3 protein-coding genes are annotated in these 17,372 nt (G+C 47.8%); all 3 read right to left on the bottom strand.

Annotated features, from left to right (window positions below):
• Positions 1-15: 15 nt before the first annotated feature.
• Positions 16-1,671 carry an ABC transporter substrate-binding protein gene (locus HFE01_RS00945; RefSeq protein WP_167438292.1) on the bottom strand — a complete coding sequence of 552 codons (1,656 nt, stop codon included), beginning with the start codon at positions 1,669-1,671 and terminating at the stop codon, positions 16-18.
• 502 nt (positions 1,672-2,173) lie between these two features.
• On the bottom strand, positions 2,174-6,043 hold the full coding sequence (locus tag HFE01_RS00940) for a non-ribosomal peptide synthetase (protein ID WP_107734044.1): 3,870 nt from the start codon (positions 6,041-6,043) through the stop codon (positions 2,174-2,176).
• Between the two features lie 4 nt (positions 6,044-6,047).
• Positions 6,048-17,363, bottom strand: coding sequence for a non-ribosomal peptide synthetase (locus HFE01_RS00935; RefSeq protein ID WP_167438336.1), 11,316 nt, complete (start codon positions 17,361-17,363; stop codon positions 6,048-6,050).
• Positions 17,364-17,372: the final 9 nt, after the last annotated feature.

Genomic DNA, 17,372 nt, shown 5'->3' with positions numbered 1-17,372 from the left:
CTGCTTGCGTTTGGGCTATTCAAAATAAATATTACTGTACGCTTCAATACCTGCCGGACAAGGTACAAAACCCTTAAGATTGGCTTTGCCTGCCATCAACGGCGTGCTGTGAACCAAGGGAATCCAAGGTGCATCTTGTTTAATAATGACTTGTGCTTGTTTATACAATTCCGCACGCTTCTCTTGATCAACCTCAACCTGCGCCTTTACCAGTATTTTGTGAAGTTCCTCATTCACATAAAAACTGCGGTTATTGCCTGGGATCGTGTCCTTGTCGAGCAATGTGTAAAGGAAATTATCCGGGTCGCCATTATCCCCATTCCATCCCAACATGTACAGATCATCCTTCTCTCCAGCTTTAAGATCATCCAGATACGTAGCCCATTCTGGAGATTGAATGTTGACTTTGACTCCTATTTTTTCAAAATCAGCTTGAATGGCCTCTGCTACCTTTTTGCCGTCAGGCATGTATGGGCGAGATACAGGCATTGCATAGAAGGTTAACGGCTCTGGAAGTCCGTTAGGAAAACCCGCTTCCGCTAGCAAAGATTTAGCCTTATTTAGATCATATGTGTAGTCCTGAATGCTTTCGTCATATCCCCATAACGTAGGCGGCATCGGATTGACCGCAGGCTTGGCCTCGCCCGCAAACAATGCATCAATAATGGCCTGTTTGTTCACTGCGTGATTCAGTGCTTGCCGTACCTTGGGATTACTAAATGTCTTTTTCTTTAAATTAAATCCAATGTATGCCACATTAAAGGAGGGACGTTCGATTTTTACCAACTCGCTGTTACCTTCTAACTGCTTCGCATCATCCGGATTCAAATCTTCCATCAGGTCAATTTCCCCGTTTTGCAGAGCATTAAATCGCGCAGTGTTGTCTGGAATGGAACGAACGATGACCTTAGCCAACTTTGGCTGTCCTTCTTTCCAATAAGTAGGATTCTTCTCCAAGGTGATCGTATCGTTACGTTTCCATTCCTTAAATACAAACGGCCCTGTGCCGACCGGATTATTTTTAAAATCAGCCTTTTTCTCCTTAATAGCCTTGGGACTTGCAATACTAAAGGATGGCATAGCGATATTTTGTAAAAAAGGAGCCTGCGGCTTGTTCAGTGTAAACTGGACGGTATTCGCATCCACCGCTTTAACCTCCTTAATCACTCTGCTTCCATCAGGCCCAAACATAGAATCATAATAGTCAAACGAGTCACCCTCAAATTTGTATGGACTTTTTGGATCAACCCAGCGGTCAAAGTTAAATACAACTGCTTCTGCGTTAAAGTCACTTCCGTCATGGAATTTTACGCCCTGACGCAGCTTGAACGTATAGACAAGTCCGTCCGGTGATACTTCCCAGCTCTCTGCGAGCCCCGGCTGAATCTCCGTGGTACTTTCCTTGTATTCCAGTAGTGTATCGAACACCTGTATTCCGATTTTTAACGACTCGCTTTCAGTCACAATGGCAGGATCTAATGCCACGGAATCTCCGCCACGCCCATAGATCAACGTGTCTTGCGCGCCTTCTCCCGCTCCACCTGGCGGTTGTCCTGCTTCTGGTTTTGCTCCTTCACCTGATCCCCCACAACCGGAAAGCACCAAAACCGTTCCTAGCGCAAGTACCAGCAGTACGGCCCAGATCTTGTGTTTTACGTACTTTTTGCTCATGCAGCGAACCCCTTTCGCACCTTATATATTGTTAATTCGTTGATACCGGATGAATACCAATTCCTTTGGATTGGCATGACAAGCTTGTCCTCAAGCTGTAGTCCCAAGTTCCGAGTTCATCAAATAGGTGTAATAGTAGGGAAGGTATGTAGGTTATGGACAGGCTTTTTTTGAAGGATACAGGCACAGAAAGCATTTATAATCTAGTGGTGTTAGAGATGCAGTAGGGTAGTGGAATAGATGTAATATCATAAAAAGGAAGAGGATTGTGTTAGGTCATGGAGAATGTGTGATAAATACTCACAGGTAGTGAATATTAGTTTCATACAAAGTTGATTATTGGATACTTTACTATAAAATCTGGAAGCAGACAAGGGGTTTTTTCATACATTACCATATGTTTTTATACACCATGTTAATTAATATTACAAATCAACTCACATGTTCATATTAAACAAAAGCTCCTGCTTGTGGTCCTCAACCTCCAAGCAGGAGCATGTTTTTACCTCAAAAATGTATTCAGCACCAAACCTACAGACACAGCTTGAGCCCCTTTTACGATGGAAAAATGATCGCCAGGCACTTTATGGGTACACATTTCCCCCTTACAATACATTTCCCACCCTTTATATCCCAATTCCCAGGTATGTTCTGAAATAAACAAACATACAGGGGCTGTTACAGCTCGATCTGGCTGGTAAACATGCTGCATTTTCACCCAATGATTTACGCTTTTAAAGCGTTCTAGTAATTCATTCCGTCCCAACTCATTGAATTCAGGCAGCAAAGGAAGTACACTGTCTGGAAATGCTCGCTTCCACAGCGATAAATCCAAATCTTCGTCCATTCTTTCCAGCTCTTGAATATGACGGTCCCAATGATCTTCCTTGCCATACTTCAAAGGCGGAAGTGTGTCCAGAATCGTCAAGAGCTCAACACGTTCTTTTTGCTCTTCCAATTGGCGGGTCATTTCAAAAGCAATCGTTCCCCCCATACTCCACCCGGCAATATAATAAGGACCCTTCTCTTGAATACTTTTGATTTGACCTACATACCGATGTGCGGCTTCCTTCATTCCAGCTGTTTTATTTCCAGCAAGAATCGAAGCATCCATTTTTATGCCCCAATAATTCCATGTAGCCGTAAGTTCGTTTACCAATTCCATGTAGCAACTGACATCCAAACTTCCATCATGGATGAAAATAAGATGTTTATCCTGCGATGTACCAGGCTTTAAGAGGACTAGCGTGTCTGGTCTGGCTGGAAACACACTTTTCGCCCTTCCCTTCAATACATCTGCCAGTTGACGAATGGTAGGGTAAGTAAATAATTTGGTAAGTGGCAGGTCGATGCCCAGTTCACGCAAAACCAGTGAAACCAGCTTAGTAGCCTTGAGCGAGCTCCCTCCCAGGGTGAAGAAATTGTCCATTACCCCGATGCGATCCATGGGGAGGTTCGAGGGCAGAACCATCGACCAGATGCGAACCAGCTCCTGTTCCAGTTCGTTACAAGGTGGTACATATTCATTTTCTCGCAGTGCTTCAAGATCAGGCTCCGGCAGAGCATTCCGATCCACTTTGCCATTCACGTTCAGCGGCAAACGAGGAAGCCGGATCAAACAGGCAGGAATCATGTAATCCGGCAAATACGTTGCAAGCTCCAATCGAACTTCCGCTGGTGACATTTCTGCATCGGAGACAAAGTAAGCACAGAGGTATTTGATCCCATCGTTGTGTTGGCGAACAAGAACGACTGCTTCCTGAATCCCCTCGATGTGAGCAAGCCGAGCCTCAATCTCGCCAGTTTCAATACGGAAGCCCCGAATTTTGACCTGGTGATCCATGCGACCCAAAAATTCAAGCGTTCCATCAGCCAACCATCGAGCGCAATCTCCGGAACGGTACATTCGCTCTTCCGGCAACCACGGATGCGTAACAAATTTGGCTGCCGTTAATTCCTCACGAGCCAAATAGCCACGCGCTAGTCCTTCACCGCCAATACACAGCTCACCCGGCACACCAATGGGCTGTAGTTGATTGGACGCGTTCAAGATATAGACCTGCGTGTTGGCGACAGGCTTGCCAATCGGCACGTTATGGTCATAGTCTTCTTGAATCGTATGAAACGACGTAAAAATTGTGTTTTCCGAAGGACCGTACGCATTCACAATCGTTAAATCCGGCTGTGCGGCGCGAAGGAGCCTCATATGCTGGGGAGACAAGGCGTCTCCTCCAGTCATGATCAGACGAAGTCCGGCGAAGATGGATGGTTTGTCATCAATCAGCTGATTTAGAAGCGGGGCTGTAAACCATGCCATCGTGATTTGATACTGTGCCATCCTCATTCCGAGTATGTCGGCAGATAATAGCTCTTCTTTTTCAATGAGATACAAGGTTGCTCCACTCAGCAGCGTTCCCCACAATTCATAAACCGACACATCAAAGGCCAGGGAACACGTCTGCAATATTCGATCCTCTGGCGTAATCTTCAGCGGTCCCGGCTCCAGTACCAGGCGGGCAAAGGATTGATGTTCAATCATTACGCCTTTCGGTTGTCCTGTTGACCCTGAAGTATAAATAATGTACATCACATTGCGTGCCTGATTGTTGTCCTCCAGATTACAGGACTCTCCCGTATATAGACTCGGGTCTGTGAGCAGCAGCGTTTCCGCCTGAGGAAAACGTCTGGTGCTGGCAGTTGGTAGAAGGCATATTTTCGCCTGGCTATCCTGTAAAAGGTATTGAATTCGTTCATCCGGGTAGAGCGGATCAATCGGCAAATAAGCAGCCCCCGCCTTCAAAATAGCCAATATACCGACAATCATTTCCAGCGCAGGCGTAGCTAAAATTCCAACTACATCCTCAGCCTGAACCCCCTTTTGCCGTAAAACCCGAGCTAATTGATTAGCACGTTCATTTAATTCCTCATACGTTAGTTGCTTTTCTTTCCAGTTCACAGCTGGATGGTCAGGCGTCCGTATCACTTGCTGTTCGAATAGACGATGGATGGGTACTCCATGCAATTTTTTTTCATATGCATTTTTGCTGCTGGTCTGATTAAAAGTATGAAGGAGAACAGTGCGTTCCTCTTCTGTAACCATATCAATATCTTCAATCCGAATATCGGGTTGTTCGCCAATGATCTCGACAATTCTGGCAAAATGCCGCAGCATGCGGCTGGCGCTTTCCTCCTTAAACAACGCTTTGCGATATTCCAATTCCAGCCCTATACCCTCCTGCATTTCGTATGCATACAAGGTGATATCAAATTTTGAGATTTTATGCTCAAAGCTATAAGGAGAAAACGTGACCTCTGTTGCCTGCACGACAGGCTGCGGTACATTTTCCAATACAAAGCATGCATCAAATAAAGGATTGCGTCCGCTGATTCGTTCAGGATTGACCTGCTCCACCAGCATATCAAAGGGATAATCCTGATGATCAAAAGCAGCGAAGGTTCGGTCTGCCACTTCTTCCAGAAAAGCAGAGAACCGCTTGCTTCCCAGCGGCTTCTGGCGCAAAGCGAGCGTGTTCACGAACATGCCCACAATCCCTTCAAACTCTGAATGAGTTCTTCCAGCGACAGGTGTTCCGATGACCAGATCCTCCTGTCCGGCATATTTGGACAGAAGGATGCTGTATGCGGCGAGTAGAACCATATACAACGTAACATTGTGCTGCAAGCATAATGCCCGCAAGGAGTCAGCTGTATCAGCTTTAATAGAAAACGGTACAACCCCGCCGCTGTAATCGGATCTTAGCCCTTTTCCATCCGTAGGCAACGACAGCAGCGGGACATCTTCTGTAAATTGGTTCAACCAAAATTCACCCTGCTTCTGAATATGAATGTCGCTTAATTGATCGTTTTGCCAAATCGTATAATCGACATACTGAAACTCCAATGGAGCAAGCTCCTGCCCGTGATACAGAGCCATCAGCTCTTCAAATATAATGTTGATGGTTACCGCGTCTGCAATGATATGGTGGATATCAAACAGGAACAGGAGCTCCTCATCAGCCAAGGGTACTAGCTCAGCCCGCCATAGAGGGACTTCATGCAGACTGAATGGACGGATAAACTCGTTAACAAGCTTATCCGTACTCTGACCCGAATGTTCTCTATAAGGGATGGATACGTCAATGGATTCATGGACGAGTTGCAAAACCTCACCGTCCTTTTGTAGGAACGATGTTCGCAAGCCCTCATGACGTTCTGTCAGCCTACACCATGCCCTGTACAATCGCTCCGGCTTCAGCGGTCCTTTGATCATTCGGATGCTGGGCATGTTATAGATAATGTTAGGTCCGAGAAGATCATCTATCAGATATAGCCGCTTTTGCGCCGAAGATGTTTCATATCCTTCATAATGCATGATGCTAAATCTCCCTCCGTCGGCGTTCTTTTTTCTCTACTTTTACCGATGACAGTGCATGCTGCTGAACAGGGACGACTTCCTTTATTAGCTTTCCAGCGCCCCGAAGTATGTTGCTAATCTCCGTTTCCTCTGTTTTAAAAAACTCAATATTTAATGGAACAGATTCATGAATCTGCTGGATAATTTCACCGTTGATCACATCAAATGTCGTCCTAAAATTTTCATGACGCTGAATAAGCGCTTGGAAGGCTTCTTGAAGTTTGGCGATGTCCAGCTCTCCTTCCAGCATAATAGCGCCTGGTAGGTTGTAACTCAGATCCTCTGGATTCAGCTCGTGCATCATAAAAAGACGCATTTGAGCAGATGAGGCTGGATAATAGGCACTCGGAGCGGCGGCAGGAATCAAGGAACAGACCGTCTCTTCAACCTCGTGATGGTATTCAATTCTTCTGGAGCTTATGAGATCCGAAAGTTGTCGAATGGTCGGAGCTGCAAAAAGATCTTTTAAAGTCATCTCAATGGCCAACGTTTGACGCACACGCAAAATAAACTGGTGAGCCAGCAACGAGTCTCCACCGAACTCAAAGAAATGATCATCTATACCTACTGCACCTGTTTTGAAAATGTCCGCCCACAACAGGACCAGCTTCCGTTCCATTTCGTTACGTGGCGGTGTAAGCTCTTTGCCGGAAGGCAGCTCTATCCCCAAGGCATCTAACGCCTTACGGTCCAGCTTTCCGCTTGAACCAAGGGGCATGTTCTCGACCCTCATAAAACGTAAAGGGATCATATATTCCGGCAATCGTTCCAGCAAAAATGCCCTTAAATCTCGAACGGTACAGTCGGTTTGCATAACCAGATAAGCGCACAAATACTTGTTGCCCTGCTCATCTATCCAATCCAGCACAGCTGCCTGTTGAATCGCCGGATTTTGCAAAAGAGCTGTTTCAATCTCACCCGTCTCAATTCGGTAGCCCCCGATTTTCACCATTTGATCCGACCGTCCCAAGTAAACAATCTCGCCGCTAGGCAGCATACGGGCAAGATCGCCTGTGCGATAGATTCGCTCACCCGGTACAAAAGGATTGGGGATAAAACGCTCTGCCGTAAGTTCATCCAGATGTACATACCCGCGTGCCAGATGGCGCCCTCCCAGACAAAGCTCTCCTACCTGTCCCAAACCTACCAATGCCAGTTCCTGGTTTAGGATATAGGCCCGAGTATTGCCCACGGGTCGTCCGATGGAAATCGGACCTTCCGGGGATACAGATGTACACGTATAGGCTGTTGCAAACACACTGGCTTCCGTAGGTCCATACAGATTTAGTAATTTTGCCTCCGGGAACTTTAGATTAAAGTTTCGCACTTGCTCCTGGCCTAACGGTTCGCCCCCTGACATGACCCAACGCAAAGTGGCTGCCTGAAGCGTATCCTCGACTGAAAGCTCTGACAAAAACATCTGCAGCACAGTAGGAATGAAGAAAGCCACCGTAACCTGATGCAGGTAAATGGTATCCAGCATTTGACGGGTATCCGTTTCTGCACCAGCCTCCAGTAATACCAATCGTCCTCCGCCCATAAACCAGCTGAACAGTTCGACGATGGAACCATCAAAGGTATAGGATGCTTTTTGCAGTACTGTGTCCTGCTCACTTAATTCAAGCTGTTGTGCTAGCCATACCACTCGTGAACTAAAGGCGTGGTGTTCCACCATTACCCCCTTGGGCTGCCCGGTTGAGCCGGAGGTAAAGATGACATAGGCCAGATGATCAGGCTGAATGGCAAGCTCTGGATTATCGCGTTCTTGCTGATCCTGACACAATAAATCAACGTCGATGACCCGCTGAATTTCTTCATCCATCCAGTTGTCATGGCAGCGCTGATGGGTCAGAATCCACTCGGCACCAGCGTCTGCCAGGATATAGCGAATCCGTTCCTTCGGATCGGCTGGATGGATGGGAAGATATGCCGCCCCTGCTTTTAACACGCCTAACAAAGCAACAATCATTTCCGGTGAGCGCTCCATAACTATAGCTACTACTTGCTCTGGCTGGGTGCCGGAGTCTAGTAAAGTATGTGCGACCAGATTCGCCCGCCGATTCATTTCCTGGTAGCTGATCTGCTGCTGTTGACCGGAAATAAGAGCGATCTGTTCAGGGTTACGACTTGCTTGATCCTCAAAGTATTGATGCAATAGCTTTATAGATCCCATATCCATCTCTGTCTGGTTGAAATCGTGGACGAGCGTCTTCCATTCTGCCTCACTCACCGAATCCGAAAGTGCAACCGCAAGCTCATTCGTCCAGCCCTCTTCCTTATGGATACCTGCGGGCTCAAGCTCTTTCTCTTGGTAATGCTCATTCGGGTTAACAGCCACCTCTTCTATTCGAAGCTCTCCAATCTTTTGCTGTGGATTGATAAGGATCGAACGTAAAATTTGAAGATATTCCCGGCTCAAGCGTTCAACCGTCTTCTCAGTAAAGAGATCTACATCGTATTGAAGGATACATTCGATATGCTGGTCGGTCATGGCTGCGGTAAATGTTAAATCAAATTGTGCTCCTGTATATTCCACCTCATCACATGGGGTCAATTTCAGGCCAGGTAATTCCACGATGGTACGGGAAGACTCGTTCAATATTGCAAACATGGTATCGAACAGCGGATTACGGCTTGTTCGGCCAGCCAAATTCAGCTTCTCAACCAGTTGCTCAAATGGATAGTCCTGACGCTCAAAAGCCTGAAGAGAATGTTCCTTGACCTGTATTAAAAATTCCTGCACCGTCATGTCCTTCTTCGGCGTGTTGCGAAGGGCTAACGTATTGACGAACATACCCACCAGGGGACTCAGACTCGCATGGGTTCTGCCGGATACGGGAATACCGACGATAATATCTTCCTGCCCGCTGGCTTTGGCCAGCAATAGGTTGTAGACCGCCAATAAAACCATAAATACTGTGGCATTTTGTTGCAGGGCAAAGCGTTTTAATCTCCACGTCCATTCCTGATCCAGCTCAAAATGAACGGCTCGTCCTTCACCTCTTCTCACATCGGGGCGTGAATAATCCGTAGGCAATTGCAGTTCTGTAATTTCCCCTTGAAAAAGCTCTAGCCAAAACTGCTCCTGCTGCCGGAATTCGGTACTGTTCATAAACTCACGTTGCCACACAGCGTAGTCTTTATAATGGATCATCAATTCCGGCAAGTTCATGCCACCGTATAAACGGGCGAATTCCTCGACGATAATCTCCTGAGAAAGACCGTCCGTAATAATATGATGCATATCAATGAACAGCAAATGACGGTTTGCGGGCTGATGAATAACCTGAATGCGGAACAACGGCTTTTGCCGGAGATCAAAGGGCTTAATTAATCCGTCTTGTTCCACTAATACTCCATGTTCACGGCCTGATTGAATTTCTTCTATCCATTTCGCTAATCCTTGAACCGTGCCTGCCCGGAAGAAATCACGCAGCGACAGATTTACATTCCATTCTTGATTAATAAGATAGACCAGCTTGGTTGCCAGCAAGGATTGTCCACCCAGCAGGAAAAAATCATCCTGTGTACCAATCTGCTCCCGGTGCAGGATTTCCGACCAAAGCTCAACCAGGCGCTCTTCTAAAAGTGTAGCTGGCTGTACATAGGTCGTGCCGACCTTGATGCTTTCATTTACCTGCGGTAAAGCATGACGATCGATTTTTCCATGATGTGTTAACGGGATTGCATCGACTCGAACAAAGTAAGACGGAATCATATAATCAGGCAAGATTGCCGACAGATGGGTCTTCAGTTCTGCCACCGATAACTCCTGATCCGTCACGATGTAGGCGCATAGCTCTTGCATACTTGGTAGAACTTCCTGCACCAGCACAACCCCATCCTGTATATGCGGGTGCTGGAGCAACGATTTTTCAATCTCGCCCGGTTCGATACGGTAGCCCCGCACTTTAACCTGCTGATCTTTTCTTCCTAAAAATTGAATTTGCCCATCTTCGAGGTATCTGCCCAGATCACCCGTTTTGTACATCCGCTCGCCTGGTATCCATGGGTTTGCTACAAACTGCTGCTCCGTCAGTTCGGGGCGGTTCATGTAGCCGCGTGTAACCCCCCGGCCTGAGATACAGATTTCACCGGGTACCCCGATAGGCATAACATCCGTACTATTGCGATTCATGATGTATACCGCAGCATTGGCAACAGGTCGTCCGATAGGCAGCGGATGAACATCTGGAGTATCCGGCACACGATAATAGGTCGCACAGACGGTCGCTTCTGTCGGTCCGTACGTATTGTAGACCTTTGCGGAGCGCAGCAAGCGGGTAACATATTCACTTTTCAGCACATCCCCACCGCTAATATAAATGCGAATATGCGGGAAAGGAGGCAGTTGATTCAGCTCATTCAAAATAAATGGCGAGGCACTGACCACGGTCACTTGCTGCTGGCGAATGAATTGATTGAGCAATTGGATGTCCTTCAGTTCATCCCGTGAAACCATAGCCAGCGTTCCCCCTGCTGCCAATGTAGGGTATATTTCCTCCACGGATGCATCAAAGGTAATGGCTGCCTGCTGGAGCACCACGTCTTCAGCCGTTAAGTGGAACTCATGCTGAAAAGCCGTGATATAATTCGTTACATTTCTGTGCTCTACCATCACACCTTTGGGCTTACCGGATGATCCCGACGTGTACAAAATATACGCCAGATGGTGAGAGGCCAGAAGCTCCTTGCCCGCCAAAGCTATATTATCCGCATCTCCGCTGTACAAGGCCGGATCACTTACATCAACGACAGCCCCTGTAAAACGAAGTGAGGTTATGCTGACACTTTCCACAGAAGTTAGGAGCACAGTTGCGCCACTGTCCTCCATCATGTAGGCCACCCGCTCCGTCGGATGTTCCGGGTCCATAGGGACATAGGCTGCTCCTGCTTTAAGTACAGCAAGCATGCTGGTCAGCATATCCAGCGAACGGGGGACCAAAATACCAACAGCTTGGTCTGGTGCCAACTGATAGGCAAGCAAGTGCCGCGCTAGCTGATTCGCTCTAGTATTCAATTGTCTGTATGTCAGTGAATGCTGCCCATAAACGGCAGCAATCCGATCAGGGTGCTGTTCAGCCTGTTCTTCAAACCACTGGTGAACCAGCTTTTCCTGCGGATAATCCACCTGGGTTTGATTCCACTCGTACAGGGATCGCTGCTTTTCTTCCGCATGATTCATGGAAATGAGGCCAATCGGGCGTGTAGCATCCGCAACGACTTCTTGTAAAAGATTTTCGTAATAAGTGGCAAGTCGACGTATGGTCTCTTCCTTGAACAATTGGGTCGCATATTCAAAGTGAAAACGCAGCCTGCCTTCATTTTCAAGCCATATGACCGTTAGATCAACTTGTACAGCCTCCATTTTAGCTTCCAACGGAGTAAAGCAAAGCCCGTCGATGCTCATCGGTTCCCCCTTAAAGTTCTGGGAAATAAACTGAACATCAAATAGCGGATTTCGGCTCCGGTCTCGCGGCACGTCAAGCTGATTCAGCAGCATTTCAAAGGGATAATCCTCATGCTTATATGCTTCAAGCGCGTGTTTCTTAACCTCCTGCAAATAGGTCGAGAACGGCTTATCTTCGGTTGGTGCAGTCCGCAGGGCCAGTGTATTGATGAACAGCCCAATCATGTGTTGCGCTTCTTCCGATTGACGGCCTGCGCTTGGCGTGCCAATGATGATATCTTCCTGATTCGCATATTTTGCCAATAATGTACTATAAACAGCGTACAGAAGCATAAAAAGCGTAACCCCGTGCTGTACCGCTGTTTCTTTTGCCAAAGCTGTTAGTTCCTCGCTTAGCTCAAATGTATAAACATCCCCGGCATTGCTCATTTGCGCAGCCCGCGGCTCATCTGTAGGCAAATCAAGTACAGGCAGCGTTCCCTTAAATACGTCCAGCCAGTATTCCTCCTGCTTTTTCATCTCGGCACTGTCCAGACGCTGATTTTGCCAAAGTATAAAATCGGTATATTGCATAGGCAGTTGCGATAGATCATATCCCGAATAGCCTTGTATCATTTCACTTAATAAAATACCAATTGAGGCTCCATCGGCTGCAATATGGTCAACATCACACAGAAAGAGGTGAACATTCTCCTCCAGCTGGACCAGCTTTGCCTTTAAAAGCGGCGCGCAATTCAGATCAAAGGGACGGATAAATTCGTCCACATACGCCTCCAACTCGCGCCCATCCTCTTCACTATATTCCAGCGAAAAATCTACCTCCGGATACACGATCTGTACCAGTTCGTTATCCCGCAGTTCATAAGCGGTGCGCAGAGAACTGTGACGCAGAATCACCGCATATATGGCTTCCTCCAACCGATGATGATCCAGATCACCCGTGATGGTCATCGCACTGCATAGGTTGTTCAAAGTACTGTGCCCTGCCATCTGACGCATCATATAAAATCGACGCTGTGTCGATGAAGCAGGATACACCTCGCGTTGTTGCGGCGGACGAATAATCAGATTTGAGCCGGCTGATCGGGGTGAAGGCAGCTCCGTTTCTGCCAGAAGGGGCTGCTTCGCTTCTCCATCCGTATACAGGGCTAATTCGTGGACCGTCATATAATTGAAAATATCGCTGATATCCACTTTTGTAGACAAGCTCTGATTCATCTGTCCCACCATTTTACTGGCAATCAGGGAGTCTCCTCCCAGCTCATAAAAGCTGTCATAGATGTTCAGCTCATCAAGCCCCAGCACATCCGCCCATATGCTCGCGATCACCTTTTCCGATGAGCTGTATTCTCCTGTCCCTCGACCATGCAGCTGTACAGGACGACGCACAGCATCGGATGACATGACCGCACGATTATGTAGAAGCCGACGATGACGTTCCAAAATAGCGCGCATTTCATGAGATAAGCCGAAAGGAATGGCAGTAGAATCGAGCGCGGCCACCTGAGCGTAGTGCAATCCGCCCACAATGACACGCGAAACGGGATGAAGCAATAATTGTTCAAAAGCGGCCAGTCCTTCTTGTGTGGACAGAGCATGGAATAAGCTCTCCTGGAAATCAACCTTGTGCTCAAAAGCCATCCCGGTTTCCTGCCAAGGAGCCCAGTTGATGGAAAGTGTGCGATGGCCGGATTGATTCCGCCACTCGGCAAAGGCATCCAGATAAGCATTGGCCGCCGTATAGTCGCTTTGTCCTGGTCCACCCGTCAGCGAAGTGACGGATGAAAAAAGAATAAAAAAGTCCAGTGTATCCGAAGCTGTAATTCGGTCAAGCACATGTGTGCCTGTTATCTTGGGAGCCAATACCTCGTTGAAGCGGTCCTGACTCTTGAGCGCCATATAACCGTCTCCTGCCACACCCGCAGCATGGATGATGCCGTGAATAGCCCCATACTTGTGGCGAAATTCATTCATGGCTTGCTTCATAGCCGCCTCGTCAGCTACATCAACAGCATAATATTCTACCTGAGCTCCCTGCCGCTCCAATTCCAGCAAGGCGGTAATCGTATTCAGCATTCTTGTATTCATATTTGGCTTTGAACTCTGCCTAAAGTTTGGACTGATGTTCGAATCTGCGTATGCAATGATTTCCCATTGCTCTTTGGGTGGCAATGGTGTGCGACCCAGTAATCCCAGCGTGACCTTCCCTTTCGTAGCAAGCCATTGGCCGACTGCCAACCCCAGCCCGCCAGTACCACCAGTAATAACATAGACTCCCTGCGGTCTGATCGTAATCGGGTCAGCCTTACTTTCCATCAAATCCACGGGCTCAATTTGCTCTACATAACGTTCTCCGTTACGCCAAGCGGTCAGAAATGTATCATCATTTCCGTGCCATAAGGAGTGAGTGATGTCGGAAATCCGGGTGTTCGTATCTATATCAAGACAACGGCAAGTCAAATCGGGATATTCCTGACCGATGACCCGGGCCAGTCCAAACAAGCCCGCATGTTCCGGCTTTAATTCATTTTCCAATCCGTTCACTTGATAAGCCTGCTCAGCGATCACTGTCAGTTCCTGAACAGCAGGCTTGGTCTGTGTGATTGCTTTGGCCAGATGAAATAGCTGAACCATAGACTGCCCGCTCCAGAGATATATCAGTTTCTTAGCGTTCCGGCATCGCACCTCTGTCAACAGGTGTATATGATCTTCCTCGGTACCATTAGAAAAGTAAGCATGGTCTGACAGTTTAGCGAAGCTGACTCCCCGCTTTACTTCGACCACATCATACCCTTCTTGGGCCAACTCTCCACGTAGCGTTACACCGATCGGACGGTTATCTGTGAATAATAAAATCGTTTCCAGCGGTGCGGAGAATACCGAATTATTTGTGGTCCGGGTTGCTGTGTCTGCTTCATGCTCGGCATATGCTTGCTCCTCCTTTTTCCATACAAGCTGATGGTATTTATGATGTTCTGTGTACCGATTTCGTTTGAAATCCGCCTCGTGCACTCGTTTGACAGCATAGTCTTCAATTTCCACCAGTACCTGACCTTCAGCATCCAGAATGAGCACATCTACCGTTAAAATTTCTCCACTTTCTCTAACCTTGCTTTTTTTACGCAGATAGCTGTAAAAATGCTGTGGGAGTGAGTCGTAAATACGCAGCTTTTGATATGAAAATGGCAAGAACAGACCATTTCCCAAGCTCTGGCTTGCTACCCCGACTGCCACATCCAACAAAGCCGGATGGAGCACGTATTGTCTCAAGTCCATATGATAGGCTGCGGGCAGCTCCAGTCTAGCCAGCACTTGGTCTGTTCCAATTGCAATCGTACGCAATGTCTCCCATCGCGGTCCGAATGAAAAGGCAGCGGCTGCTTCAGCGTGATTTTCGCCCACTACTACTTCCTGGTCGTTAAATTCAGTCCGAATATCGTCCAGATTCATAACAGGGTGGCTAGCCTGTACAAACATCGCCCGCCCCTGTGCATGCCTTACCCAATTCTGTTCCCACGGCTGAGTTGAGAGTCCCGTTCGACTTATCACCTTAAACGAAAACGTCTCACCTTCCTGCTGCAAAATGGTGTGTACTTCTCTTTCTTCCTCTACTTCCAAAATGAGCGGAGAAATAAACTGAACGTCATACAGTTCCAGCACCTTGCCTGGACGCTTGTATTTTTCCAGCCCTGCTCTAACCATTTCCAGATAAGTGGTTCCCGGTACAATACAGCTTTCCATTATCTTGTGCTCGCTTAGTACCCAATGACTCCCCACAGAGAAGCGTGTCAGATAAATATCCTGTCCCTCGGTTTCTGCCAAACAACGATCCAAAAGTGGGTGCATTTCTTCCAACTCTGTGAATTTACGAACTTGGGAAGCTTGCGAGGCTGTAGCCTTTTCCTCTACTTCCACCCAGCATCGCTTAGGTTCAAAAGGATAGGTGGGAATGCTGCGTCTGTGGCAAGCTTTGCCTTCATATAACCTCTCCCATTCCACATCTGCCCCCTCAACATACATACGGCACAGAGAATTCAGGGTGTGAAATTCGATTGGAGACTGGGTCAGTTTCTCTTGGGCTGCAGCTGTCAGACTTCTGGATTCCTCCAGCGTAAGCTCACCCGCTTCTTTTTCCTTTTGGGCAGATACCACCTTATGACGTCCAAAATATACGCCCGGTATAAGCTCTCCTTGTTGTGCTTGTCCGCTGAAGCCGAAGGCAGAGGTCTGAATCTGATCCAGTTTTGCCCCCAGATCATTCCAGTCCCGGCATAAAATCGCCAAACGATAGCTATGGTGCCCCCGCCCCGTATTGGCGGTGTAACAAAGATCGCGTAACGGATAGGCTTGGGGTTCTGTGACATATTGCTGATATTGCTTCACATAGGCTGCAAGCACTGTTTCATTTTTGGCAGACAACGTAAAAAGCTGAATCGTCTCTGCGGTTCCCTGTCCCAACTGACCACCGTCCTGCATATCAGCCCAAGCCGGGGCTTCCTCCAGAACGACATGACAGTTCGTACCACTCAGACCGAACGAGCTTACTCCGCAGCGTCGCGGAAAATTCTCCTTAGGCCAAGGTTGCAGATTATCGTTCACATATACAGGTGAATCAATAAAGCTGATGTCCGGGTTCGGACAGGTAAAATGCAGGCTCGCCGGGATTTCTGCATGCTTCAAAGCAAGTACTGCTTTCAAAAAGCCCGTGATTCCCGCACTGTTATCCAAGTGACCCACATTAGTTTTGACTGAGCCTATGGCACAAAATTGCTTCCGGTCGGTATACTGCCGAAAAGCTCTCCGTATACCATCAATCTCTACTGGGTCACCCAGTTTGGTGCCTGTCCCGTGAGCTTCGATATATGTAATGGTATCCGGGTCAATCCCAGCATCCTTCCAGGCCCGTACAATGACATCCTCTCCGGCCAGCGAATTGGGCGCCGTAATCCCGGCGGAAGTCCCGTCATTGTTCACAGCACTTCCTTTAATGACAGCATAAATATGATCGTGATCCTGAATGGCCCGCTTCAAGGGCTTGAGTAGAACAGCAGCTACACCTTCTCCCCCGCCTGTGCCATCCGAAATGCTATCGAATGTTCTCGTCCGGTCATCCGAGGAGCCTACCCCCAGCCCCCCGCCTTTTCCCTCTTTTACAGGCACGAGTGTAACTTTTACTCCCCCAGCAATCGCCGTATCGCAATCCCCGTGCCGCAAATCCCGACAGGCTAGGTGAATAGCTACCAGAGAAGAAGAACATGCTGTATCCACCAACAGACTGGGTCCTTTTAAGTCCAATAGATAGGCAATTCGACTGGCAATCATAGAATGGATATTGCCTGGAATCGCTGAGGAAGCTAAGGAAGGCGCCATTTCTGCTACAAAACGCTTGTACTCCTCGCCAAAATCACTACTGTAGCCCACATAGACTCCCGTCCGGCTACCAGAGAGCTTGTTGCCCCCGTATCCCGCATCTTCGATCGCAGTCCAAGCAGACTCCAAAAATAACCGCTGGTTCGGGTCCATTAACCGTGCTTCTGCTGGAGAAAGTTGAAAAAAGGGATAATCAAACTTGTCGATCTCCTCCAAAAACCCACCTTCATTTAGTGCCGTTTGTTCATTCAACAGTCCGACTTGGAAGAGACTCTCCAGCTCCTTTTTGCGACTGGCAGGAAAAGGACGTATAGCGTCCTGCCCCGCCCGTAGAAGCTCCCAAAACTGAGCTACATTTTCACTTTCGGCAATTTTGCAGCTCATTCCGATGACTGCAATATCCGAATCTCGCAGCTCATTGACCGCGATCGGACCTGCATCCAGAAAATCTTGTTCACTAAATTGAAGAGCCGCCAGATTGAATCCTGTTTTGGTCATCATCGTACC

This window comes from Paenibacillus sp. EKM10P, assembly GCF_011800655.1.
GTDB lineage: Bacteria > Bacillota > Bacilli > Paenibacillales > Paenibacillaceae > Paenibacillus > Paenibacillus polymyxa.
The sequence above is the reverse complement of the archived record's forward strand: the minus strand, read 5'-3'. Positions and strand labels throughout refer to the sequence as shown.

Bases quoted from the DNA above. Each gene is read 5' to 3' on its own strand.
- HFE01_RS00945 (WP_167438292.1), bottom strand. From the start codon at position 1,671: ATGAGCAAAAAGTACGTAAAACACAAGATCTGGGCCGTACTGCTGGTA.
- HFE01_RS00940 (WP_107734044.1), bottom strand. From the start codon at position 6,043: ATGCATTATGAAGGATATGAAACATCTTCGGCGCAAAAGCGGCTATAT.
- HFE01_RS00935 (WP_167438336.1), bottom strand. From the start codon at position 17,363: ATGACCAAAACAGGATTCAATCTGGCGGCTCTTCAATTTAGTGAACAA.